The following is a 23,198-nucleotide window of genomic DNA, read 5'->3' as shown; positions in this document are numbered from 1 at the left end:
AACAGAACTAATCGATACCTAAAAAGATTCCCTTACGATCGCTTTCCAGATCAAAGGAATAACAATAAAACCATTTGAAATGAAAACAAAAACAAGTTTATTCCTACTTTTCACCCTCTTCTGGAGTCTAAGCAGCTTCTCACAAACTGCACAAGGAGATGGTCCTCATTCACAACTCATTATTCGAGGCGTTATGCTCGTCAATGGCAATGGAGCACCTCCACAAGGGCCAATTGATATTGTGGTTGAAAAAAATATAATTAAAAAGATTCAGGTAGTAGGGTATGATGGGGTACCTATTGACGAGTCGAAAAGACCCAAACTAAAGGCTGGCGGTAAGGAATTAGATTGTGATGGCATGTACCTGATGCCGGGTTTTATTGATATGCACACCCACATTGGTGGCACATCTCAAGGCGCAGAGCCCGATTATGTATTTAAACTTTGGATGGCACATGGGGTAACCACCGCAAGAGAGGTTGGAGGAAGAGGTCCCGATTGGTCTCTAGATCTGAAACGCAAAAGTGCTAAGAACGAGATCGTTGCTCCACGAATCTTTAGCTACACGCGGTTTGGCCAAACAAGTGCAGGGTTTAACCCTCTGAATGATATTCCGATATCTAGCCCAGAGCAAGCCAGAGCCTGGGTGCGGGCAAATGCAAAGGAAGGTGCTGATGGTATTAAATTCTTTGGTGCGGAACCAGAAATCATGGCCGCTGCCTTAGATGAAAATAAAAAACTGGGGCTCGGCTCGGCATGTCACCATGCCCAATTAAGTGTTGCAAGATGGAATGTATTGCACTCCGCCAGAGCAGGATTAACTTCCATGGAGCATTGGTACGGGCTCCCAGAAGCGCTATTTGACAGTCGCACAGTACAAGATTATCCCTTAGATTACAATTACCAGAATGAACAACACCGTTTTGAAAACGCTGGAAAACTTTGGGCACAGGCTGCAAAGCCCTATTCAGAGCATTGGGAAAATGTAATGACAGAATTACTTGACCTTGACTTTACCCTAGACCCCACATTTAACATTTATGAAGCGAGCCGTGATTTACAGCGTGCAAGACGTGCCGAATGGCATGAAGATTACACCTTACCTTCCCTTTGGGATTTTTACCAGCCCAGCAAGATTTCTCACGGAAGCTATTGGCACGATTGGGGTACAGAGCAGGAAGTAGCTTGGAGGGAGAATTTTCAACTTTGGATGACTTTTATCAACGAATATAAAAATCGAGGAGGTCGCGTCACCGCTGGCTCCGATTCTGGATTCATATTTCAATTGTATGGGTTTGCTTTTATTCGCGAATTGGAACTACTTCGCGAAGCAGGATTCCATCCCTTAGAAGTGATTCGCTCCGCCACCTTAAACGGTGCTGAAGCCTTAGGCATGGATCAGAAAATCGGTTCGGTAGCCATTGGTAAACTAGCAGATTTTGTAGTTGTCGACGCCAACCCTTTGGCCAATTTAAAGGTATTGTATGGTACAGGTGCAATAAAACTAACGCAAGACAATAAAGTTATACGTGAAGGAGGTATAAAGTATACCATTAAAGATGGTATTATTTATGACGCAAAAGCATTGTTGCAAGAGGTAAAAGATATGGTCGCGGCTGAGAAGGCCAAAACAGACTATAAGCTGTTACAGCCCGGAATCAAAGAATAAAATCGTCGTATTAGTCTTTGTTGTTCGTATTTCTAGGCCGCAACAATTAAAAAGAAATGAACCAAAAAATAGGGAGCAAATATACTGTTGTAGATGATGTAAGAATTCATTACTTGGTAGCAGGGGTCGGAGAACCAATTTTACTTATTCATGGGTTTCCGACCTCTTCCTACTTATGGAGAAATATCATTGACGAGGTTTCAGCAAGCTATCAGGTGATCGCCATAGATTTGCCAGGATATGGCAAATCGGACAAAAGAATTGAAGATTCGTTTAGTTTTAGATACTATAACCGCGTCATATCGGGCTTTTTAAAAAATTTAGACATTGATAGTATCTCTCTAGGTGTGCATGATGTGGGTGGGCCAATCGGTTTGTATTGGATGGTTCAACATATGGAAAAAGTAAACCGATTAATTTTGTTCAATACCCTGGTATATCCAAAATTCTCATGGGCGGTAAAATTATTTGGGTTAGCTACCGTTGTTCCGGGCATAAAAAATTGGTTGACAAGTTCAAACGGTATTAAAAAAGCGTTGCAAATAGGAGTATTTGATAAGAGCAAATTAACAGCAGAGGTCATACGAAATTATCAACAGCCCTTCTCTGATAAAAATTCAAGAAAGGTGCTTTTGAAAAGCGTACAAAGATTAAGCCTGAAAGGGTTTTCCGAAATTGAGAGAAAACTGCATTTATACAAAGGGCGAATTCAAATTATTTATGGAGAACATGATAAGATTTTACCGAGAGTAGATCGAACTATGATAAAAGTTAAAAAGAACTTACCCCAATCGAATGTTCGGATAATTCCAAATTGCGGGCATTTTTTACAAGAAGACGCTCCAGAGCAAATAAGCGCTATAATTTTAGAATTTATGAGCAATTCATAAAACCGCTATAAGCGGGCATTAAAAAAGCACCAAGCCTCCCCGTAGGGAATCGCTTGGTGCTGAACTAGTTAGTATGGTGTCAATAGGTGACAAAAATCCCTAGCCGTACCCTAATGTTACGGCTAGAGAGGGGGAACTTTTTTCTTGAAGACTAAAAGGGTCTTCTGCTATCTTGAACCCGTACTTTTACAGGCTTCAATTCTTTCGTTTGTTTTTTAACTCTTAAAAGCATTGTAGTAAGAACTACAGCAGGAATTAGAGATACTAGTACGATCATGGTATATAATTTATTGGGTTTAAGTCTTATGCCATTTTGGCTTTGTTTCTTTTCGTTTTAAAAGCTAGGGCTTTTTTGATTCTAGAGTTTTTGAATTTGTATAAACGAGCAACTTCTGTTTCATTTGCTGTTTTAACTTCATTATACTCTGTAGCAACAACAATGCCATTATCCAAAAGATCGCCCATTTGAGAAAATTGAATTTGAACATAACTTTCGATTTGAGGGTTCAATGCTACGCCGTGGTCGTTGGTATTTGCAAAGGCAGTTACGCCACAGAAAAGGATAAAAAGAAGTGTAATTATAGACTTCATAAGTAGGTATTTTAATCATTGGGGTTACATCAAAATAACCGCAGATTGAGGTTTTAGTTCGATTTCAATCGCCAAAGTGCCTTATTTTTCGGTGCCTGACAAAAATTAAGATAAAGTGTAGCAATTGCTCGACAAGTGAATTCAGAAGCGAAGACACCTTATCGACTGAAGTGGTTTTTAATCGGTGTTTTTTGAGCTAATTGTGAGCGAAGAAAAGTTAGAAATCGTATTTTTAGGTATGCGAGAAGTGCAATTCATGCCTCCAGAGAACCTTAGGCCATATGTAAATTCGATTATGGTTATGGAAACGACCGAGCTAAATGCACATACCAATATTCCGCTGTATGCCGATGGCTATCCGGGAATTATGTATTATACAGCTAAGAATGGGTGTTATTTGCTTCCAAGCAATAAGAGACTATCAGAATTGTTTTTATATGGGCAAACCTTAGACCCTGTTTCGCTTGACATATCGGGACCATTCAAATTTGTGGTCTTACAGCTCTACCCTTTTGCCTCCCAGTATCTATTGGATGTAAACCCGAAAGAATTGAACGATGATTGCTATAATCTCTTTCAACTTGAACAAATCAACATAGAAGCTTATGCTGAAAAATTGCGAGCTACAGAAGCCTTAGAAGACTGGGTTGACATTCTATCAAAATTAACAGAAGAACTTGTCGCCCATCATTCTGTACCCAAAGATGATCAAATTCAACAGGCAATTAGCTTGATCTTGGAACACGGTGGGCAACTGTCAGTAAAAGCAGTACGCGATCAGGTCTATTTGGCCGAGCGCACATTTGAGCGAAAGTTCAATGCGCAGGTAGGTCTTAGCCCAAAACAGTTTGCCAAAATCATTCAGTTTAAAAGTTCGCTAAAACTACTGACTAATGAGAATTATGTGCAGTTGCTAGATGTTGGCTACGACAGTGGCTTCGCTGATCAATCACATTTCATACGCAGTTTTAAAAAGTATACGGGTAAGACACCCTCCGAATTCCTGCAAACAACCTATTAACTCCTTTTGTCGGTTTTGTTCTATTAGGGTAACTTATTGCCCTATACTTTTGTTTCCGTAGCAAAAATCTAAAAATTAAAAGGCATGAAAACACAAACCATCATCTTAATTCTAGCAACCCTATCGACCGGTATCATGGCGGGTGTCTTTTTTACTTGGTCAAACGCTGTTACCACTGGTATAGGTCGATTGAGTGATGTAGAATATCTCAAATCTTTTCAAGCAATGAACCGAACCATTTTGAACCCAGCCTTTTTTCTGGCACTATTCGGTCCGGCAGTATTGCTACCACTAGCCTCTTTTTTGCAGCTAAAACTACAGCCTCAAAAGCTAATTTGGATGCTTTTAGCCGCTAGTTTGCTGTATCTAATGGGTGTGATTGTCATTACCATTGTGGGAAACGTACCTATGAATACCATTTTAGACAAAACCGCTTTGCAAGACATCTCTTTGGAAGATGCAAAGACATTACGTAATAGTTTCGAAAACAAATGGAATTCCCTAAATTGGATACGCACTTACTGCGCTATAGGCGCTTTTCTATTAGCAATCATTAGCTGTATAACCCTAAGCAACTAAACTTATGAAATCTATTTATAATGCATACACTCCTGAAGGGTTTCGAAACGTGAACGCCTACCTGTTCGTGGCCAACCCGCAAGTAGAGATCGACTTTTTAAAAAAGGCCTTTTGGGCTGAAGAAATAAATCGTTCTGTGGGTCGCAACGATGAAATTGGCAATTGCATTTTAAAAATCGGAGATAGTTGTTTTATGATCAGTCAGGCTCGCGGTGAGTTTCAAAATATGCGTACGGCTTTCTACCTTTATGTCAACGATGTTGATGCTATGTATAAACATGCCATTGAAAATGGAGCCTTGGAGAGTTTTCCACCCTCTGATATGGATTACCAAGATCGCCAAGGTGGTGTTATAGATCCTGCTGGCAATTATTGGTGGATTTCCAAACGCTTGGTTGAAAAAGGATATCACGAATAAAAAGAACGAAAAGGATAACATACAAACCCTAAGTTTCAAAAAAATACCTATTTTCCCTTAGAATACATTCCATTACGATGTTAGCAATCCCTCACACAAACTAATTATGAAAAAAAAACATAGTTTTCTTTTTATAATCATGCTCGCTGTGCTAGTCTTTGTCTATTGGGGAAGTCGGAATAAGATTGACCCAGAGTGGACAAGAATGGAAAAAAAGCTAGATGACTCTTACCTCACCTTAGCGATGGCCGAAGATTCATTGTCACAGCTTTTCGAAGCGGTTCACGGGCGCGCGGGAGCACAGGAGGATATTTCAGTGAGAATTGGTCAACCCTTTGTGCCATCAGTTGAATATAAAAAGTTCGGCTATTATGTAAATGAAGTTGTAGCCAACAAATTCGCCGTGTTTTCAAGTGTTAATGGAAGTGGCACCTCAACACTTATTGATCGTCTCGCCAAATTTATTGCTACCGACGATGCACACATGTTACGTGTTTTCGGAGCAGTCAATTTCGATATGGAATACCATCGAAGATTTATTGGTGAAGAAAAAGATGGTATCTGGCAACAAGGTGAACTACTAGATTTTTTTGACCGTTGTTTAGCCAAGCCTGAAGAAAAGTTTGTTTTGGTTTTCAATGACTTGCACAAAGTTGAACCGGAAACATTCTTTGGTCCAGAGATTTGGTATAAGCTTTATAGTCCAGAAACGGAAATGAAAATTGGTGGCAAACCAATAGTAATTCCACCTAACTTTCACATGATTTCTGTTGCGCACGTTATGCCGAGCGCCAAAGTGTTACTTACTGAAGAACACTATCGCAGAATTGGCAAATTGTATAGTATCGAACCTGATGAAACCGAACTTATTTTCTATTTAAGAACTCAACTTCAAGATGAACAAAAATCACTTGCTCAGATACCCAATGCAAAACCGTTTGTTTATGCATTCAATAGGGCGAATCGTATCATAGCGGAAAAATTCAATAAGAGTTATACGGTTGGGCAATGGAGCAATCTGCGACGGCTTTATAATGAGAATAATCTCGATGAGATGCTGAATTACTTTGTAACGCATGTGAATAGTTTTGCCCCAAGAAATGAGATGACGCGTGACGATCTAAAACCTATTGAATATGCCGTTAAGAATAATGGAAAACTTGCCTCCAGTAATTTCTTCAGCACCCAACTGAAAACTTTGGAGGAAAAGGGGTTCTTGACCGAATTTATTGTGGGGCTATCATTTATTATCGTTTCAGCCCTGTCAAGCTATTTTATATTCAAAAGGAGAGAACGCATAATTTCTGAGCAAATTATGATGGTAAACGCCCTTTTTAAAGAATTTGAGAGCAAAGCCAAAGACTATGACACTATTTCTAACGAGATAGATGACATTAAAGAAAGTGTAGATCAACTCGCGCTTAAGAAGAAGATTAGCTATGAGGAAGCCACTTTTTTTTATCAGCATTTTTATGACAAAACTCGAAAAATAGAAATCGCAAAAGAGGCCAGAAATCATTTTGAAGATTTGATCTATGTCTCACTCGATGACGGAATACTATCAGAAAGAGAACATCAAAAACTCCTAGAATTCCTTAACAGAATTAAAACGCGAATAGGCGAATCAGATTATATGCACTTTAAAAATGAAATCGATCGCATACAAGCCGAGTATAGTAAGAACTAGACTAACTTTAAAAAACTCTTTTGTAGGAAAAAGGAAGTGTTCTCGGAAAAACAAAATACCCCTGACATCATCTGACATTTTAGCAAATACCTTTGTATCAAGTTTAATCTTTAAAACAAAATACAATGACAAACGCAATCAGCTGGTTCGAAATTCCAGTTAAAAATTTTGAAAGAGCCAAATCATTTTACATGAAAGTCTTAGATACTACAATTAAAGACGCTCACATGGCTGAAATGAAATACGGCATGTTTGCTTACGATGAAGATAATAATGGTGTTGGTGGTGGCCTTGTTGAGATGGAAGGCTATACACCCTCCAACCAAGGTGTCGTTGTTTATCTCAATGGTGGAGACGATTTAAGTGTACCCTTAGCGCGAGTGGAATCTGCCGGGGGTGCCGTAGTAATGCCAAAAACAGACATTGGCGAAAACGGATTTATGGCACAAATACTTGATACTGAAGGAAATAAAGTTGCCTTACATTCTTGGAGTTAACCTTTGCAAAATCTATAAGATAGCGAACTATTTGATGGTTCGCTATCTTTGTTCAAGATGACACAATTAGCAAGGCTTATATCAATCTTAACGCTCCTAAAATCTAAACGTGTGCTGACAGCAACCGAACTGTCAGACAAGTTTGACGTAAGCATACGTACCATCTATCGTGATGTTCAAAAGCTCATTGAGGCGGGAGTTCCTGTGGTTACGCTCGAGGGTAGAGGCTATACCCTCATGGACGGGTATACCGTTGCCCCTGTTCAATTCACCGAAAAAGAGGCCAATGCCCTGATCACAGCGCAGCACTTGGTTAGCAAGTCAAACGACTCTTCTTTCGTCGCAAACTTTGAAGAGGCACTTACCAAGATTAAGTCGGTATTTCGTTCCTCAATTCTGGAGAAAAGCGAAATGCTCAATGAAAAAATTTATGTGTTCGGCAAGCGGTCCGAAAATATTAGCAGTAATGCCCTCTCCGAAATTCAACTAGCGGCCACGAATTTTAATTTTTTAGAAATTAATTATCGAAAGTTAGATAACTCTGCACCTTCCTTTAGAAAAGTTGAACCCTATATGCTCTTGTATTCTGACAACAAATGGATCTTAATGGCTTGGTGCCACTTAAGAATGGACTACCGCGCCTTTAGGGTAGATCGAATTCTTCACTTTAAAATTCTCCCAGAAAAGTTCGAAGATCGCAAATTTGACCCAAAAACCTATTATCGAGCGAACCCTTACAACCCCAAGAGGGAATAGTTAAAAGTGGGTTAACAGCAACAAAAAAAGCTACGCTCCGTTATAAATAGGTTAAATTCAACCTATGCGTTATCTTATAAAAGTGCTTTTTTTGGTTTGCTACCTTGGAGCTCAAGCTCAACAGCCATCGCTAAAATCATGGCAGTTAGAAGCCAAAAACGATATTCGTATGCTCCCCAAATTTGGCAAGAGTGAAAAAAGTAAGTTAGAAGTAGCCGCAGATACTAGGTTCGTGAATTCCATTGTTAGGTCGGGAAAATCAAAATCTGAAGGCGCACACGATATGATTCGCATTGGTTTTGATTATTTGTATAAGGGCGATTTAAAAACCGCCATGTATCGATTCAACCAAGCGTATTTGCTCAATCCGCAAAACTCAGGAGTTTATTGGGGGTATGGGGCCGTTTATACCGCCTTGGGAGCTTATGACGAAGCCAGAAATGAATATACCGAAGGTTTAAAAATTGAGCCTGACAGTGCACCTATTCTTACAGATTATGCCACAACTTACTTGGGAGAATATTATGCCAATGTACGTTCAAATTACAAAAAAGCTCAAAAAAGTCTAAAAATGGCCAAGGAGAAGCTTTTAGCATCCTACGCCATTGACTCTAAGTACATTAATACCACATATAAGTTATCAATAGTATATTTGAATAGTCAAGATTGCACCAATGCTAAAAAGTATCTTAAAGCGACCAGAGCGCTCGGCGGTCAACCCATAACCAAAGCATATCTAACCGATTTCAATCTGCAATGTGGAGATTGTTCGAATGTTAAAACCGGTAATTTTCAGACGGAGAGCTTAAGAAATGGGGTTACCAAAATAGCACGCAATCACAACTATCAAATTGAAGAAAATGAGGCTTTAGGTTATAAACTAAAACTGAAAATCGATTGGGTAGACGAATGTACTTATACCTTAACACCAGTCGCCAACTTAGCCAACCCAGAAGATAAAGATATTCCCAAAATGGTCTTAACCTGTCAAATAGTTGAAGTAAATGCCGGGCATTACATTCAAGTTTCAAGCTCTGATGACAAAGCCCAGCCTTTGACCTCACAAATAGATATAGTTCAGTAATTTTATACTGAATTACCAATTCAATGACAAAATATAAACTTCGATTGTACCTACTAGGCCTAGCGCTTGGATTATGGGTCACTTCCTGTAAGGAAGACAAAAATCCCTTAGCGGGAGAATTGACAACCAACTTCTGCGAAGACATTCATAGAAATGATTCAACCAGTCTGTCAAAGGAGTTGGAAGATATTGCCGAATTGATGGAAACCAAAACTGGGGTCTATGTATTGGAAGACGGGGGAGGTGCAATGATTACTAGAGCTTGGCTGACTGAATATGCCGAACAAACCATAGATATTCAATATTTTATTTTTTCTATGGATAATGTGGGTCTTATCGCCTGTGATTATCTAGTTCGGGCTGCCGATAGAGGAGTGAAAGTGCGTTTATTGGTTGACGACATCATGGTCGATGCCGATATACAAGATATTCTCACAATGGATTCTCATGAAAACATAAGCATTAAGGTATACAATCCTGGTGTTAATCTCGGAAAGAACATTTTTAACAAATTAGGAAAGTTAGTAACTAATTTTCGTTCGGCCAACCAGCGAATGCATAATAAAACCTTCATCGTTGATGAAAAAGTAGTTATAACGGGAGGTAGAAACATTGCCGATGAATATTTCGATTATGACCATGAATACAATTTTCGAGATCGAGATGTATTGCTTCTAGGGAAAGAAACCCAAGATGTCAACACCTCCTTTCTAAAATTCTGGAATAGTGACTTAAGTGTTGATGTGGTTAATTTGATCAATGAACTTCCCGACAACGTTACAGCTGAAAACCGTTTCGACAAATTACACGAGTATGCATGCAATCCGGAGAATTTTTGGCCTCAGGTACGTACGAAAATCAAAAAGTTGCCTACTGTGTTTCCGATGATAAAGCAATCTGGAGCTTTAGTTTGGGTTGACGATGTTGAATTTGCATCTGACGAGCCAGGCAAAAATGATGGCAATAGCGGACTTGGCGGTGGCGGAATTTCTACAAGTAAACTCATTCGCTTGGTAAAGAACGCTAAAACATCGATTGATATTCAGAGCCCGTATTTGATTACCTCCGAACTAAGTAGAAGACTATTCAAGGAAGCAATAGACCGAGGTGTGAAAATACGTATACTAACCAATAGCTTAGCTTCTACTGACAATCTGGAAGCTTTTGGTGGTTACCAAAAAGACCGGAACAAATTATTGAAAACAGGTGTGCGTATCTTTGAATTCAGACCCGACGCGGCTGAACGTAAACGCATTATGACAGGAGAACTGCAGGCGTCTATTGGATACCAACCGATATTTGGGCTACATGCCAAGAGCATGGTTATTGACGGAGAAACGACGGTCATAGGTACTTTTAATCTTGACCCTAGAAGTGCAAACCTAAACACAGAGTGTTTGGCCATCATTCATTCAGAACAAATTTCCAAATCTGTTCTTAACGGAATGGAAGAAGAATTCAAACCAGAAAACGCTTGGGAAACTACCTCAGCATTCAACCCCGATTCAAAAGTCGACAAGGTAAAGCGGGTCAAAACGTGGACACGCAAAATACTTCCTAAGGATATTTTGTAGACGTTTTTAACATTACGATTGCTTTTTAATTTCTATTTTACGGTAGAAAATGCTAATAAAATGGAGAGCGAAGGCAATTATGCTGAAACCGCAATGTTGATCCGAAAACCAATTGCTAAAGTTTTCGATGCCTTTATACATCCTGAAATTACTACCAAGTTCTGGTTCACCAAAAGTTCAGGAAAATTAGAAGAGGGAAAAACCATTGATTGGACCTGGGAAATGTTCGATCATACAGCCTCCATTTACGTGATATCGATTATTCCGAATGAAAAAATCATAATTCAATGGGGAAGTGATAAAGAAGCAATTGCCGAATGGATTTTTAAGTCAATGGGAGCTAACAAAACCTTTATAACAATTACGAATACAGGATTAAGGGGTACAACCAACGAAATAATGGCACAGATACGAGACGCCACTGGTGGCTTCTCCTGGGTTCTGGCAGGAGCGAAAGCATATTTGGAGCACGATTTGGAGTTAAATCTTATTGCCGATCGCTACCCCAAGGAAGAATAACACATATGGCTGAATTTAAACTTGAATGCTTAGACCATGTTGCCATCAACGTTTCGGATATGGAAGCCGCTGTCAGTTGGTATGAAAACGTATTAGGTCTTCAAAAATACAAGCTTAGTAAATGGGGTGAATATCCGATTTTTATGCTTTCTGGAAAAACCGGAATTGCCTTGTTTCCGGCAGATTTAGATCTTAAGAAGACGGCGATAAATCGAAAGAGCATACGCATCGATCATTTTGCGTTTAATGTAACCAATACAAATTTTGAGCTTGCAAAGGAAAGATACAAGGCCTTAGGATTAACATACACTTTTCAAGATCATTTTTATTTCCATTCTATCTATACAAAAGATTTGGATGGACATACGGTGGAACTTACCACCTTGGTGGTAGACGAAGATACATTCTACCAGCAATAACCAAATCGCTATATGAAATTTAACATCTTAGTACTAGCCGCGGCCTTTAGCTTTTCGTTTAATCTATATACACAAACGCCAGAGCAATTATATTTTGAATGGACCGAAATGCCATTTTCCAAGGAAGAATTGGCAATCCGAAGAACAAAATTGACAAGAGATTTACTAGATTCAGGAAAGACAGGTCTTGCTATAATTCCTTCCAAAGATGGTTTTTCATTCGGGGAAACTTTTCGTCAGTTAGATGACTTCTACTACTTCACTGGCTTGGAATTGCCCAACAGTATTTTGGTTTTGGATTTAACAAATCAAACTTCAATGATATTCGCACCGCAACGTGATTTACGATTTGAAAGTGCTTCGCGCCCTAATGATTTTCCTGGAAGACCTCTTTTGACCGATAGCGAAATAACCCTACGATCGGGACTGACATTACAGGATATTTCTGAGTTTTCGGACCTTATGGATGGTAAAGCATCTGAAGGGGCGATAGCTTTAATTGACAACGGTCAAGCAGGTGAAATTGGCTTTGCCTCCAAAGACTACATCAGCTCCCCTACTCCAGTTCAAACCTTGTTGAATGCGTTGCAAACCAATCACAAAGGTTTGAAATTTCAAAATATGTATGAATCTGTGGCTAGGGTGCGCATGATTAAATCTCCACAAGAAATTGAAATCATGCGCAAATCAACTGCCATCAATATTGAGGGAATTAAAACGGCCGCCAAAATGATCAAAGCGGGTATCGATGAACGTTATTTAGAGGGAATACTGGAAGGAAACTACAAGGTGAATGGTGCACATCGGTTGGCGTTTGGATCTATTATCAAGTCAGGACCTAATTCACTTTGGCCGTGGCGCATCCTGGCCACGCATTACAACCGAAGAAACCGTGTGCTTAGCAATGGTGAGCTGGTTATTTTCGATGTCGGATGTGAATATAAAAACTACGTGAGTGATGTCGGTAGAACATTTCCCGTTTCGGGAAAGTTCACTGATATACAAAGGAAAATATTAACTATGGAAGTTGGAATAGCCGATCAAATCATCGACTACATCGAACCTGGAATCACCTTTGCCAACATCAAAGAACTGACAGATAGCATTATACCTCATCACGCAAAAAAATACATGCAAGTGGGTTTGTTCTTCGGTCATCATTTAGGACTTTCTACCAGTGATCCTAAGCTTGCCGATGCGAAGTTGCAGCCCGGTATGATATTCACCGTAGAACCCTGGTACTACAATCATGACGACCAAATTTCCGTGTTCACGGAAGATGTTGTTTTAGTAACTGAAGATGGCTGCGAAGTACTCAGTAAAGACTTGCCTCGTACCCCTGAAGATTTGGAAAAATTGATAAAAAAATAAGAAAGAAAAATTCTCCGTAAAACAAATACCTAATTAATACCTAATACAATGGACAAAGCACTTCAAACCATGATCAACAATATGCCTGAAAAAACGGGCAAATCCTTAGACGAATGGAAAGCAATTCTGAAACAACACAACTTTGTCAAACATGGTGAAGCCATGAAGTTCCTTAAAGGTGAGCACGGTGTTACGCACGGGTTCGCTAATACGATTATTCACTTGTCAAAAGAAAATACAGAAGATGCTACCGATTTGGTTACAAATCAATATAAGGGTAAAGAGGCGTTGTTGCCGATCTATAACAAATTGATATCGGTGGTTTCTAATTTTGGAAGAGATGTGGTAAAAACTCCAAAAAAAACTAGTGTAAGTATCATTCGGAAGAAGCAATTTGCGCTCATCAAACCCGCAACCAAAACTAGAATCGATCTGGGTTTAAAGTTAAAAGACAAACCCATTACCGATCGTCTCGGAAATTCTGGGCCGTTTGGCACTATGTGCACTCATAGAGTGCAACTTACCTCAACTGCAGACGTCGACGACCAACTGACGAATTGGTTGAAAGAAGCCTACGAGAAAGCAAATTAAATTAGGTTTTAACACCTACACTATACATTGGTGCAATCAAAATCAAGAAGAAAAACTTTATTAGGTCCAAATTCAAGATATTTAAAATCGAGATCGTAAGTAGTCATAAAAAAACCGATTTCTTTTTCAAGAAATCGGTTTTAAATTTTATGGCGCAATTACTTACCAAATACTAACTCTTTTCTCTGGAGCCAAGTACATTGCATCTCCTTCCTTAATGTCAAAGGCATCATAAAATGCCTGAATATTTAATAAGGGCTGGGTAGCACGAATCCTTCCCGGAGAATGGGGATCGGTCTTGATTTGTGTGCGCAAGGCCTCATCTCTACTTTTGGTTCTCCAAACCGTGGCCCATGACATAAAGAAACGTTGTTCTGCCGTAAAACCATCTATATCATCGGGTCTTCCGTTTTCCTTGTAGAAACGTTGCAAGCCATCGTAGGCTCCCAAAACACCACCTAAATCACCTATATTTTCCCCTAGAGTGAACTTCCCATTTACATACACACTATCCAACACCTGTACGGCGTCGTATTGTGCAGCCAAAGCATCTCCGCGCTCAGTAAAAGCAGCGAGATCGGCATCAGTCCACCAATTTTTGACGTTACCGTCGGCGTCAAAACGAGAACCACTATCATCAAATGCATGGGAAATTTCATGTCCTATAACCGCACCAATACCACCATAATTAACTGCCTCATCTGCTTGATAATTATAGAAAGGGGGTTGTAAAATCGCCGCTGGAAAAACAATCTCATTGTTCAAGGGGTTGAAATAGGCATTTACGGTTTGTGGTGACATACCCCATTCTTTCTTATCTACCGGCTCACCAATTTTTGAATAACTATCCATGCGGGTCCATTCGCTGGCTGCGGCCCTATTTTCAAAGTACGACTTATCTGCCGAAACTTGCATTTTAGAATAATCTTTCCATTCGTTCGGGTATGCGATCTTGACGGTGAATTTATCTAACTTTTCAATCGCCTTTAATTTCGTAGTATCGCCCATCCAATCCAATTTTTGAATACGCGCTTTGAACGCTTCAATTACGTTTGCTATCATCAATTCTGCCTTGGCTTTTGCTTCGGGCGGAAATTTAGCATCAACATACAATTGACCAAGTGCTTCGCCGACTGCTCCGTTCACGGTCGCAAGAGCTCGCTCATCAGCAGGGCGTTGTTTCTCAGAACCTCTGAGGTATTTACTGTAAAATGCCCAATCGGCCTTCTCCGTAGTCGTAGTAAGCCTGCCCGCTGCACTGTTGAACGTATCCCAACGCACTAAGGTTTTAATATCTTCAATAGCTGTCTCTTTTAAAAATGTATCGAGAGCCTCAGTATACTTCAACTGAGTTACAAGTAGTGTATCGAACGCTTTTTCAATCCCTTGATCTTTAATCCACTTCGACAAATCAATGCTACTTAGCATCGCATCCGCTTCTTTTAAATTTAGTGGATTATTTAAGTTACGCACATCACGTCGCTCAACCTTATTCAATCTCGGTGCTGCCAATTGAGTCTCCATGGCCAAGATCTTTTCGGCCGCAGCCATAGCCTCGGCTTCGCTATCACCTAACATTTGTAACATACGCGCTGTATGTTTTTTGTACTCCTCTCGAATTTCCTTTGACTTTTCATCCTGCTCCAAATAGAAGTCTCTATCTGGCAGACCCAGGCCACTTGGGCCAAGATAAACCGCGTTCATTGAACTATTGTTTAAATCAGCAAAAATTCCAAGCCCAATAAAGGGGGTTGAAACAGTAGGGTTTGTTGCCCAAACGGTTTGCAAATCCTCAAGATTTCGAATTCCTGCAATGGCATCCAAGGCAGGCTGAAGAGGTTTCAAACCAGCTTTGTTTCTGGCAACGGTATCTAGCTTGGTGTCAAAGATGGCCAAAGCCTTCGCTTGATCAGTCTTGGGACCATATTTTCCACTAGACTTTGCTTTTGCTAGTATTTCGAGTACATCGTTATCGGTTGATTTGCGAAGTACTGAAAATCCACCCCAACTAGATCGATCAGCGGGAATTTCGGTTTCATCCATCCAAGTACCGTTTACGAAATTGTAAAAGTCGTCTTTCGGACTTATTTCGGGTTTCATGTTTTCCAAAACAATTCCTGGCATCGCTTCGCCATCATTAATCGGAGCCGTTTGCGCCTTGCTCAACCCTACGGTAAGCATGGCAACAGCTAAGAAATACAAGTTTTTCATTTTCTAATATTATGAGTTATATTGAAATTAGTTCTTTTTAATAGACGCAAAATACGAATAAACGTTACGGATTATCTGTTAAAATTATCTGTTGGAAGTTGAACTCAAATCATGCTTCTTTGCGCAGAACTTCCAAAGGCGGACTATTCAACACACTCCTACTATTTCCTAACCCTATTAGCAATACTAGGATAGTAATGGCAGGCAATAGTACGACAAAAGGCACCCACGAAGGTATAAAAGGAGCATCAAAAACCAACCAGGCCAATAACTGAGCACCTATCAAAGAAAGAAGAATACCAATACCGCTGCCTAGAACTCCTAAATACAAATATTCTAGCGCTGTGATCTTAAGTATTTGATTGCTCTTAGCACCCAAAGTTCGGAGTAGAACACTTTCTTTAATGCGCTGGTACTTACTCGTCCGCACAGAACCTATAAGTACTATGATTCCGGTTAGGATACTAAAAAAAGCCATAAAATTTATTACCCAAGAGATCTTGTCAAGGATACCCTGAATAAGGGTTAGCACTTGGCGCAAATCGATTACCGAAACGTTTGGAAATTTACTGACCAATTCTCTTTGGAGTTGTGCCGATGTTTTTTCGTCTGGCGCTTTTGTGGTAATGACATGAAATTGCGGAGCATCTTCAAGAACTCCCTCAGGAAACACAACCGAAAAATTCAATTGCATACGGCCCCAATCAACAGTTCGTATGCTTCCCACCGTTGTTTCCATCAAAACCCCTTGTACATTAAATACCAAGGTGTCACCAATAACTACCTGGGCATCGCTTGCAATATTATCGGAAAGGGAAATTGGAATAGGTCCGCGCTCTGGCACTTCAGGGTTAAAATCTCCTGAAGCCAACTTTTCAGAGGCAATCAACGAATCTCTGTAGGTGACCCTAAACTCGTGGTTGAGAATCCATTTTTTCATGGTCAAGGTAGTATCTAATCGCAAATCGTTAACAGGTACACCCTTGATACTATGTATTCGCATTGTGATAATAGCAATGTTATCTATTATCGGCAACCCCTTTGGAGCAATCGTTTCAGCTACTTGTTTCTTCTGATTGCTTTGAATATCGAGCAAAATGATATTGGGGTTTTCCACATTGGCCTCCAAGGTTGCTTTTGCCAATAAAATATCCTTCGTAAAATACAAAGTACTTATTAGAAATGAGCCTACCCCAATAGCGAGTATCAAAACCATGGTTTGATTGTTTGGGCGAAAAAGATTCAGAAGACTGGTGCGAGCAGTGAAGCCCCATGAAGCAGGGAAATATTTTTTGATCGCTTTCATGAATAATGCTGCAACACCGGCCAAGATAGAAAAGGTTACCAAAATTCCGAATACAAAAGCCATAGCATAGCGGCTATCTTTTAGCAGCCATAAGGAAAAGAAATAGACAAAGGCCAGAATACCCAATAAGACAAAAATTGCCGCCTTTTGTACGGCTACAGAACTTACCTCTTGAACCCTGAGTACTTCTAAAGGAGATACATACCATGTAGACAACAGCGGAAGCAATGCAAATAAAACAGACATAAACACCCCCAGTAGCAAGCCCATGATCATTGGTTGAAAGGAGGTCGTAATCGCTACATCAAAAGGAAGAAACTCTTGCAGGAGCAATGGAAAAGTTTGCTGAAGCCCTATTCCCAGTAGGGTTCCGACCACACCACCTATGAGCCCCAAGCCAGCAATCTGAATAAGGTAAATCGAGAACGTTTGTTTGCGAGTAGCGCCCATACATTTGAGAACGGCAATACCGCGTAGCTTTTCCTTTATATAAATATGTACAGAACTTGCAATACCCACACATCCCAATAGCAGCGCGATGAACGCCACCAAATTCAAAAACTTGGCAAAATTTTCGTAGCGTCTTCCCAGGCGTCGACTTACTGACATATGAGAATCAAAATCTGCGTTTTCGGCGTCTAAAACGGGGTCAATTTCTTCATCCAAAGCCTCCACGTCAAAACCGGGTTCGGCTTTGAAATAGTAATTGTATTTGTAGCGACTACCTGTCTGTAGCAAGCCTGTATTCTGAATAAAGGCAAATGGTAAAATTATCGGCGGAGCCACGGTTGTAGAAATGGCATTACTGCCTGGAGCTGAAATAACAGAACCGACTATTGGGAAAGTTAATTCCCCAACTTTTACGCTATCTCCCGTTTTTAATTTATACTGCAACATAAGCGTTGCGTCTACTAGGGCACCCTTTTTAGTTTTGTAGTCAACGGCAGCAGTGGCAGGAAGGGTTTCCAATTCACCATACAGGGGAAACCCTCCCTCAATTCCCCGAATCTGTACTAGTTTGGTAGCACCATTCTTTGGAAAAGCAGCCATAGAAGCAAAACTTACCTCTCTGCCACTAGATCCTAAGGAGTCTATGATTTTCTGAACCTTTTCGGTTGGAAGCTGATTGCTATCAATAATATAATCGGCCCCCATCAATGCTTTAGACTGTGAAGCGATATTCTCCTTCAGGTTTTGACTAAAAGATTGTATGGAAACAACAGCGGCAATACCTAGTATAATCGATGCCATAAATAGCAGTAAGCGCTTGCCACTTGCTTTGCCATCTCGCCAAGCCATCTTTATGAGCCAGTCTATACCGGCTTTTGAAGTTATCGGACGATCGCTCACGATACGGCTATAGTTTCATTGGTTAAAATCTTTCCCCCTTTTAAACGTAGTATATGTTGTGTCCGCTTGGCTAAATCTAAATCATGCGTAACAATAACCAAAGTAGTACCTGCCTCTTTATTTAATTCGAAAAGCAATTGAATAACCTTTTCTCCCGTTTCCTCATCCAAATTACCTGTGGGCTCATCGGCAAAAAGTATTGCAGGTTTGTTCGAGAAGGCCCTTGCCAACGCCACCCGTTGCTGTTCACCCCCAGAAAGCTGAGAAGGATAATGATCTGTTCGCTCACCCAAACCGACTTTCTGCAAAAGCTCATTTGCAATTGCAGCAGCATTTTTGTTTCCCTGCAACTCCAGCGGTACACTCACATTTTCTAATGCAGTCAAAGTGGGTAACAGTTGGAAATCTTGAAAAATAAAACCAATACTTTTATTTCTTAATAGCGCTCTTTCGTCCTCATTTAGCGTATCTAAGACGGTACCACAAAGGGCTACACTTCCAGAATCTGCCTTGTCTAGGCCAGCGCAAAGCCCTAACAAAGTAGTCTTCCCGCTACCAGAAGGGCCGACAATTGAAAAGGTCGCTCCCGCCTCTACATCAAATGATATGTTATCTAATACTGTCAATCGCTTCGAACCGCTTGTATAAGTCTTCCCTAGGTTGCGAACGTTTAATATCTTTGTCATAAATTTCAGTTTCCGATAGCAAATTGCAAAATAAGGAAATGATTCTGATAAATAGACCCTACTGTTATGCGCATCTTCTTAAAGTTTAGTTATTTTTTTGTTTTTCTAGGGATGGTTTCGTGTGGTGATACAGCTACCAAAAAGGCAGATGAACAAACCACGAACGAAGTAAAAGCGAAAACAGAGGTTGATAGCGAGATTTCTAAGGCCAAAGACACCAAAACCATATTGTTCTTCGGAAACAGTTTAACAGCTGGATATGGTTTGGATACCAAAGAATCTTTTCCTTCCTTGATACAAAACCGGTTGGATTCACTTGACTTAAATTATACAGTTATCAATGCGGGACTTAGCGGAGAAACCACGGCTGCCGGTAAAAATCGATTGGGATGGGTTTTAAAACAAAAGGTTGACATTTTTGTATTAGAATTGGGTGCGAATGACGGTTTAAGAGGTATTCCATTAAATGAAACAAGGAGTAACCTTCAAACGATAATCGATGTAGTTCGTGATAAGAATGCCGAAACAAAAATTATTTTGGCGGGGATGCAAATACCTCCGAATATGGGACAAGGATACACTAGAGAATTCCGAACCATATTTCCCGATTTGGCAGAAAAGAATGACTTGCAATTGATTCCTTTTTTACTGGATGGTGTTGCCGGAAAGCCAGAATTAAATCTACCTGATGGAATTCACCCCACCGCAGAGGGGCAAAAAATTGTTACAAACAATGTTTGGGCTGTTTTAGAGGAACTTCTTTAAAAAAGAATTTCACGGCGATTAAGCCATTTTGGCCTTATTTCTTTTTGTGGTGAATTTCAAAGCTTTTTTTATTCTAGAATTTTTGAACTTGTACAAACGTGCTACTTCAGTTTTGTTATCGTTTTCAGTCTTTTCATAAGAAGTAGAGGTCACAATTCCCATTTCAATTGTTTCTACCTTAACTTGGGTATCTTCAACAGCAGACTGGGCTTGAGCAGCCAACCCGATAAATAAAACGAATAACAAAGTAAGTATAGTTTTCATGTCTTGCATTTTGTTATTATTATAACTCGTGCAAGCGTATTCTGAAGGGTTCTGAATCGTTTAAGAGGTCATATTTTAGTTAAATGACAAAAGCTAGGATAAAGTGTAGAAAACCTTCGCTAAAAGGAAACAATGCCATTTTCGTCTTATCGAAAAAATGTGCTTTTTGACGGTAGCTTCGACTTACATCTTTAGCAACAGATTGGGGTCAGGGCAGTTTTTAGCATAAAAATCGAGGGTGTCTACCGAACAAACTCCAGGATAGTCGCCTTGCATTCCCTCCATATCGAGTATTATCTGAAAATGCAGGTGGGGCGCATAATTAACATTGATATCAGGCGTACCCAGCGTTCCTATGGTAGCTCCTTTTTTAAATTCTTGCCCAACATTCATGTTTACTAAAGACGGCAAAGAGAGGTGCCCATACAGACTATAGAAAACAACTCCTTCAACTTCGTGGCTTAGAATTATGGTGGGACCATAATCACCTGATTTAGCATTATTTTGAAAACTATGTACTTTCCCCATCAATGGTGCAATCACCTTGGTTCCTGCGGCTGTCCAAAAGTCAAGTCCTAAATGAATATTTCTTACAGTTCCATTTTTGGTAAAACTTGGTGTACCACCGTAAAGATTCCTTTTTTCTAAATACCCTCCGTAGGCAACAACTGCATTTTTTTTTATCAGAACTTGGTCAATATACGTTTGACAATTCTTAGGGTCACTGATATCCATATCGGCTATTGCTAAATTTGATACACTGAGGTCTAGTGAGCAATAATGGTCTATTGAAATGCCCTTTTCGAGTACAGAACCTATAGGTGCTTGACGGCTACATATTCGTTTAAACGATGAAATCATACACTTTGACTACTAAATAAATTTCATGCAATTTTAGGGTTTTTGCCCATTAAATTGTTAAAAAAAAAGAGGTTATAGTTTTCGTTGCCTGCAATTATATAGTAATTTCATGTTAACTTTACTGTTAAATTAGATTTTAGTTTTAGTAGTTGGGCATGAAAACTGCTCCTGCATTTTGTCGATTAAGTAAAAATATAGTTGGTGAATTTTACAAGGATAAATAGTTTTACGCCATAAAATTTGAAAAAGAAACAGTTTAAATCCTATAATGTGTTTATTATGAAAAGAAAAAAAATCTGGAGAATTGCACTTATTTTATTTGTTTTTTCTCTCGCCTTAATTCCCATTTCTTGTGGTAGCGATGATTCGGACCCCATAGTTCAGACCGATCCTGATGCTGATGGCGATGGGGTGGCTGATAAAGACGATGCTTGCCCTAATGAGGCTGGTGTTGCTGCCTTAGGTGGTTGCCCAGATGCAGACGGTGACGGCGTAGCTGATAAAGATGATACTTGCCCTAACGAAGCTGGTCTTGCCGCTTTGGGTGGTTGCCCAGATGCAGATAGTGATGGAATTGCAGATGGCGATGATGCATGCCCTAATGAGGCTGGTGTTGCGGCACTAGATGGTTGCCCGCAAGATGCGGAAGAATCTACAGAAGAAGCCGGACCTAATATTTTGCGAATTAATTCTGGAGGGCCTGAAGTTACCATTGGAACTGACATATGGGCGGCCGACGAACGATTTCGTGGTGGTTCTCTAGCCTCTTATACAGCTCACCCAAGTATAACTGAAATTGAAAATACAGATCTTGATGAAATCTACCTCACAGAAACCATAACAGCAAATGACGATAACAACGGCCCATTTTCGTATGACATCCCCGTTACAAACGGTACATATACTGTGAAGTTTCACTTTGCAGAAATATATTGGGGGGTTCTCAAGACGGATGCACCTGGAGAAGAAGGTGGCGAAGGTAGTAGAATTTTTGATATAGATATGGAAGAAATGTCTATATTAAACAGTTTTGACGTCTTCAAAGTTGCCGAAGGTCCTGCCAAAGCAATTACTAAAATGTACGATATTGAGGTTACTGATGGAGAGCTAAATATTGTTTTCACCTCTACCGTAGACAAGCCTAAGATTTCAGCAATCGAAGTATTCGGTAATGGAACAATTGATCCCTAAAAGCACCTGATTACTTAGAAAGTAGCACACAATTTTATTAAAACATAAACCCCGCTTAGTAGCGGGGTTTTTACGTTGTGCTAATTAGCAGCTGGCAATATCAACATCAAACACCTGTATTTGTTAACACATTTTTACCAACAATACTGTAAGGAGTTTGTAACTTGGTCTACAAACTTTGAAATGAAAAGCATGAAAATTTTAAAAACTAGTCTGTTGGCAACTATTCTGTTTATCTCCGCGAGTTGCCAGTCGAATCAGAAAAAAGAAAATACTGAGCCTCAGCAAGAATTAAAAAAAGATAATGCGAAAGTTTCCCAAGAAGACCTTAGTGCATATGAAACGGCTTATTTTGCTAGTGGTTGTTTCTGGTGTGTTGAAGCTATTTTTGAAAGTGTAAAAGGGGTAAAAGAAGCGGTTTCAGGCTACGCTGGTGGAACCGAAGAAAACCCAACCTATCAACAGGTGGGTGCCGGATTAACCAGTCACGCAGAAGCGGTAGAAGTGTACTACGATCCAAAAGTGATTTCTTTTACTGCCTTAGTACAAGTATTTTTTGGTTCTCATGACCCCACCACCCTAAATAGACAAGGACCGGATCGCGGTCCGCAGTATAGATCAGTTGCCTTTTTCAAGAATGCAGAAGAAAAAAAGATCATTGAAGCATATATCGGAGCGTTAAAAGAACAGAAGGTTTACGATGAAGATCCCATTACTACTGAGGTTACCGAGTTTACAAAATTTTGGATTGCAGAAGACTATCATCAAGATTACGAAAAGAAGCACCCAAATAACTCCTATATCACCAACGTTTCAATACCAAGACTTAATCGATTCAAGGCAAACTTTGGAGATTACTTAAAGGAAGAGGCCCATTAGCAATGCATGTTGTTAAATT

Annotated in this window: 22 protein-coding genes and 1 pseudogene; 17 read left to right on the top strand and 6 right to left on the bottom strand. The window is 39.9% G+C overall.

Annotated features, from left to right (window positions below; genetic code table 11):
• Positions 1-79 precede the first annotated feature (79 nt).
• Both ABJN95_RS20025 and ABJN95_RS20020 read left to right on the top strand, forming a co-directional pair.
• Positions 80-1,669 (top strand): amidohydrolase family protein, encoded by a 1,590-nt coding sequence (locus ABJN95_RS20025; RefSeq protein ID WP_348373120.1) that lies wholly within the window; start codon positions 80-82, stop codon positions 1,667-1,669.
• A 56-nt stretch (positions 1,670-1,725) separates the two neighbouring features.
• Positions 1,726-2,559: an alpha/beta fold hydrolase gene (locus ABJN95_RS20020; RefSeq protein ID WP_348373118.1), complete on the top strand. Its 834-nt coding sequence runs from the start codon at positions 1,726-1,728 to the stop codon at positions 2,557-2,559.
• 303 nt (positions 2,560-2,862) lie between these two features.
• Here the strand turns inward: ABJN95_RS20020 and ABJN95_RS20015 are convergent, their stop codons facing one another.
• Positions 2,863-3,150 (bottom strand): hypothetical protein, encoded by a 288-nt coding sequence (locus ABJN95_RS20015; protein ID WP_348373117.1) that lies wholly within the window; start codon positions 3,148-3,150, stop codon positions 2,863-2,865.
• A 202-nt stretch (positions 3,151-3,352) separates the two neighbouring features.
• Between ABJN95_RS20015 and ABJN95_RS20010 the strand changes: the two genes are divergently transcribed.
• The 12 genes from ABJN95_RS20010 (at position 3,353) to ABJN95_RS19955 (ending at position 13,666) form a co-directional block, all read left to right on the top strand.
• Positions 3,353-4,171, top strand: a complete 819-nt coding sequence (locus tag ABJN95_RS20010) for an AraC family transcriptional regulator (protein ID WP_348373115.1) — start codon at positions 3,353-3,355, stop codon at positions 4,169-4,171.
• Positions 4,172-4,255: 84 nt separating this feature from the next.
• Positions 4,256-4,750, top strand: a complete 495-nt coding sequence (locus tag ABJN95_RS20005; RefSeq protein WP_348373113.1) for an anthrone oxygenase family protein — start codon at positions 4,256-4,258, stop codon at positions 4,748-4,750.
• A gap of 4 nt (positions 4,751-4,754) precedes the next feature.
• The gene (locus ABJN95_RS20000; protein WP_348373111.1) at positions 4,755-5,168 is read left to right on the top strand and encodes a hypothetical protein; all 414 of its coding nucleotides are present in this window, start codon (positions 4,755-4,757) and stop codon (positions 5,166-5,168) included.
• 106 nt (positions 5,169-5,274) lie between these two features.
• Positions 5,275-6,855 carry a hypothetical protein gene (locus tag ABJN95_RS19995; RefSeq protein ID WP_348373110.1) on the top strand — a complete coding sequence of 527 codons (1,581 nt, stop codon included), beginning with the start codon at positions 5,275-5,277 and terminating at the stop codon, positions 6,853-6,855.
• Between the two features lie 125 nt (positions 6,856-6,980).
• Positions 6,981-7,352 (top strand): VOC family protein, encoded by a 372-nt coding sequence (locus ABJN95_RS19990; RefSeq protein ID WP_348373108.1) that lies wholly within the window; start codon positions 6,981-6,983, stop codon positions 7,350-7,352.
• Between the two features lie 111 nt (positions 7,353-7,463).
• Positions 7,464-8,108 carry a WYL domain-containing protein gene (locus tag ABJN95_RS19985; protein WP_348373107.1) on the top strand — a complete coding sequence of 215 codons (645 nt, stop codon included), beginning with the start codon at positions 7,464-7,466 and terminating at the stop codon, positions 8,106-8,108.
• Positions 8,109-8,172: 64 nt separating this feature from the next.
• Positions 8,173-9,192, top strand: a complete 1,020-nt coding sequence (locus ABJN95_RS19980; RefSeq protein ID WP_348373106.1) for a tetratricopeptide repeat protein — start codon at positions 8,173-8,175, stop codon at positions 9,190-9,192.
• Between the two features lie 23 nt (positions 9,193-9,215).
• Entirely contained in the window at positions 9,216-10,766 is a 1,551-nt protein-coding gene (locus ABJN95_RS19975; RefSeq protein ID WP_348373104.1) for a phospholipase D family protein, read from the top strand.
• A gap of 60 nt (positions 10,767-10,826) precedes the next feature.
• Positions 10,827-11,285 (top strand): SRPBCC family protein, encoded by a 459-nt coding sequence (locus ABJN95_RS19970; protein ID WP_348373103.1) that lies wholly within the window; start codon positions 10,827-10,829, stop codon positions 11,283-11,285.
• A 5-nt stretch (positions 11,286-11,290) separates the two neighbouring features.
• Positions 11,291-11,704, top strand: a complete 414-nt coding sequence (locus ABJN95_RS19965; RefSeq protein ID WP_348373102.1) for a VOC family protein — start codon at positions 11,291-11,293, stop codon at positions 11,702-11,704.
• A gap of 12 nt (positions 11,705-11,716) precedes the next feature.
• Positions 11,717-13,075 carry a Xaa-Pro peptidase family protein gene (locus ABJN95_RS19960; protein ID WP_348373100.1) on the top strand — a complete coding sequence of 453 codons (1,359 nt, stop codon included), beginning with the start codon at positions 11,717-11,719 and terminating at the stop codon, positions 13,073-13,075.
• A 48-nt stretch (positions 13,076-13,123) separates the two neighbouring features.
• A complete protein-coding gene (locus ABJN95_RS19955) occupies positions 13,124-13,666 on the top strand; it encodes a DUF4287 domain-containing protein (RefSeq protein WP_348373099.1) in 543 nt (180 codons plus the stop codon).
• Positions 13,667-13,828: 162 nt separating this feature from the next.
• On the opposite strand, the gene ABJN95_RS19950 is transcribed toward ABJN95_RS19955, so the two are convergent.
• The 3 genes from ABJN95_RS19950 to ABJN95_RS19940 all read right to left on the bottom strand — a co-directional run bounded on the left by ABJN95_RS19950 (position 13,829) and on the right by ABJN95_RS19940 (position 19,219).
• Positions 13,829-15,847: a M13 family metallopeptidase gene (locus ABJN95_RS19950; protein WP_348373225.1), complete on the bottom strand. Its 2,019-nt coding sequence runs from the start codon at positions 15,845-15,847 to the stop codon at positions 13,829-13,831.
• 139 nt (positions 15,848-15,986) lie between these two features.
• Positions 15,987-18,482 (bottom strand): FtsX-like permease family protein, encoded by a 2,496-nt coding sequence (locus tag ABJN95_RS19945; protein ID WP_348373224.1) that lies wholly within the window; start codon positions 18,480-18,482, stop codon positions 15,987-15,989.
• Between the two features lie 47 nt (positions 18,483-18,529).
• Positions 18,530-19,219 (bottom strand): ABC transporter ATP-binding protein, encoded by a 690-nt coding sequence (locus ABJN95_RS19940; RefSeq protein ID WP_348373097.1) that lies wholly within the window; start codon positions 19,217-19,219, stop codon positions 18,530-18,532.
• Positions 19,220-19,285: 66 nt separating this feature from the next.
• On the opposite strand from ABJN95_RS19940, the gene ABJN95_RS19935 reads away from it, so the two are divergent.
• Entirely contained in the window at positions 19,286-19,984 is a 699-nt protein-coding gene (locus ABJN95_RS19935) for an arylesterase (RefSeq protein ID WP_348373096.1), read from the top strand.
• An 18-nt stretch (positions 19,985-20,002) separates the two neighbouring features.
• On the opposite strand, the gene ABJN95_RS19930 is transcribed toward ABJN95_RS19935, so the two are convergent.
• Positions 20,003-20,248, bottom strand: a complete 246-nt coding sequence (locus tag ABJN95_RS19930) for a hypothetical protein (protein WP_348373094.1) — start codon at positions 20,246-20,248, stop codon at positions 20,003-20,005.
• 183 nt (positions 20,249-20,431) lie between these two features.
• The gene (locus tag ABJN95_RS19925) at positions 20,432-21,109 is read right to left on the bottom strand and encodes a peptidoglycan DD-metalloendopeptidase family protein (RefSeq protein ID WP_348373092.1); all 678 of its coding nucleotides are present in this window, start codon (positions 21,107-21,109) and stop codon (positions 20,432-20,434) included.
• Between the two features lie 390 nt (positions 21,110-21,499).
• Here ABJN95_RS19925 and ABJN95_RS19920 point away from each other — a divergent pair.
• Both ABJN95_RS19920 and msrA read left to right on the top strand, forming a co-directional pair.
• A pseudogene (locus tag ABJN95_RS19920) lies at positions 21,500-22,300 on the top strand (malectin); the annotation flags it as partial.
• A 192-nt stretch (positions 22,301-22,492) separates the two neighbouring features.
• Positions 22,493-23,179, top strand: coding sequence for a peptide-methionine (S)-S-oxide reductase MsrA (gene msrA, locus ABJN95_RS19915; protein ID WP_348373091.1), 687 nt, complete (start codon positions 22,493-22,495; stop codon positions 23,177-23,179).
• Positions 23,180-23,198: the final 19 nt, after the last annotated feature.

The sequence above is a fragment of the Maribacter sp. genome (genome assembly GCF_039974175.1).
Classification (GTDB): domain Bacteria; phylum Bacteroidota; class Bacteroidia; order Flavobacteriales; family Flavobacteriaceae; genus Maribacter_C.
Note: the sequence above shows the minus strand (reverse complement) of the source record. Positions and strands in the feature narration are given on the sequence as shown.

Excerpts from the sequence above, each read along its gene's own strand:
- ABJN95_RS19990 (WP_348373108.1), top strand. The coding sequence starts at position 6,981 with ATGACAAACGCAATCAGCTGGTTCGAAATTCCAGTTAAAAATTTTGAA.
- ABJN95_RS19975 (WP_348373104.1), top strand. The coding sequence starts at position 9,216 with ATGACAAAATATAAACTTCGATTGTACCTACTAGGCCTAGCGCTTGGA.
- ABJN95_RS19930 (WP_348373094.1), bottom strand. The coding sequence starts at position 20,248 with ATGAAAACTATACTTACTTTGTTATTCGTTTTATTTATCGGGTTGGCT.
- ABJN95_RS19965 (WP_348373102.1), top strand. The coding sequence starts at position 11,291 with ATGGCTGAATTTAAACTTGAATGCTTAGACCATGTTGCCATCAACGTT.
- ABJN95_RS20020 (WP_348373118.1), top strand. The coding sequence starts at position 1,726 with ATGAACCAAAAAATAGGGAGCAAATATACTGTTGTAGATGATGTAAGA.
- ABJN95_RS19935 (WP_348373096.1), top strand. The coding sequence starts at position 19,286 with ATGCGCATCTTCTTAAAGTTTAGTTATTTTTTTGTTTTTCTAGGGATG.
- ABJN95_RS19940 (WP_348373097.1), bottom strand. The coding sequence starts at position 19,219 with ATGACAAAGATATTAAACGTTCGCAACCTAGGGAAGACTTATACAAGC.
- ABJN95_RS19970 (WP_348373103.1), top strand. The coding sequence starts at position 10,827 with ATGGAGAGCGAAGGCAATTATGCTGAAACCGCAATGTTGATCCGAAAA.
- ABJN95_RS19980 (WP_348373106.1), top strand. The coding sequence starts at position 8,173 with ATGCGTTATCTTATAAAAGTGCTTTTTTTGGTTTGCTACCTTGGAGCT.
- ABJN95_RS20015 (WP_348373117.1), bottom strand. The coding sequence starts at position 3,150 with ATGAAGTCTATAATTACACTTCTTTTTATCCTTTTCTGTGGCGTAACT.
- ABJN95_RS19995 (WP_348373110.1), top strand. The coding sequence starts at position 5,275 with ATGAAAAAAAAACATAGTTTTCTTTTTATAATCATGCTCGCTGTGCTA.
- ABJN95_RS20000 (WP_348373111.1), top strand. The coding sequence starts at position 4,755 with ATGAAATCTATTTATAATGCATACACTCCTGAAGGGTTTCGAAACGTG.
- ABJN95_RS20005 (WP_348373113.1), top strand. The coding sequence starts at position 4,256 with ATGAAAACACAAACCATCATCTTAATTCTAGCAACCCTATCGACCGGT.
- msrA (WP_348373091.1), top strand. The coding sequence starts at position 22,493 with ATGAAAATTTTAAAAACTAGTCTGTTGGCAACTATTCTGTTTATCTCC.
- ABJN95_RS20025 (WP_348373120.1), top strand. The coding sequence starts at position 80 with ATGAAAACAAAAACAAGTTTATTCCTACTTTTCACCCTCTTCTGGAGT.
- ABJN95_RS19960 (WP_348373100.1), top strand. The coding sequence starts at position 11,717 with ATGAAATTTAACATCTTAGTACTAGCCGCGGCCTTTAGCTTTTCGTTT.
- ABJN95_RS19955 (WP_348373099.1), top strand. The coding sequence starts at position 13,124 with ATGGACAAAGCACTTCAAACCATGATCAACAATATGCCTGAAAAAACG.
- ABJN95_RS19925 (WP_348373092.1), bottom strand. The coding sequence starts at position 21,109 with ATGATTTCATCGTTTAAACGAATATGTAGCCGTCAAGCACCTATAGGT.
- ABJN95_RS19950 (WP_348373225.1), bottom strand. The coding sequence starts at position 15,847 with ATGCTTACCGTAGGGTTGAGCAAGGCGCAAACGGCTCCGATTAATGAT.
- ABJN95_RS19945 (WP_348373224.1), bottom strand. The coding sequence starts at position 18,482 with ATGGCTTGGCGAGATGGCAAAGCAAGTGGCAAGCGCTTACTGCTATTT.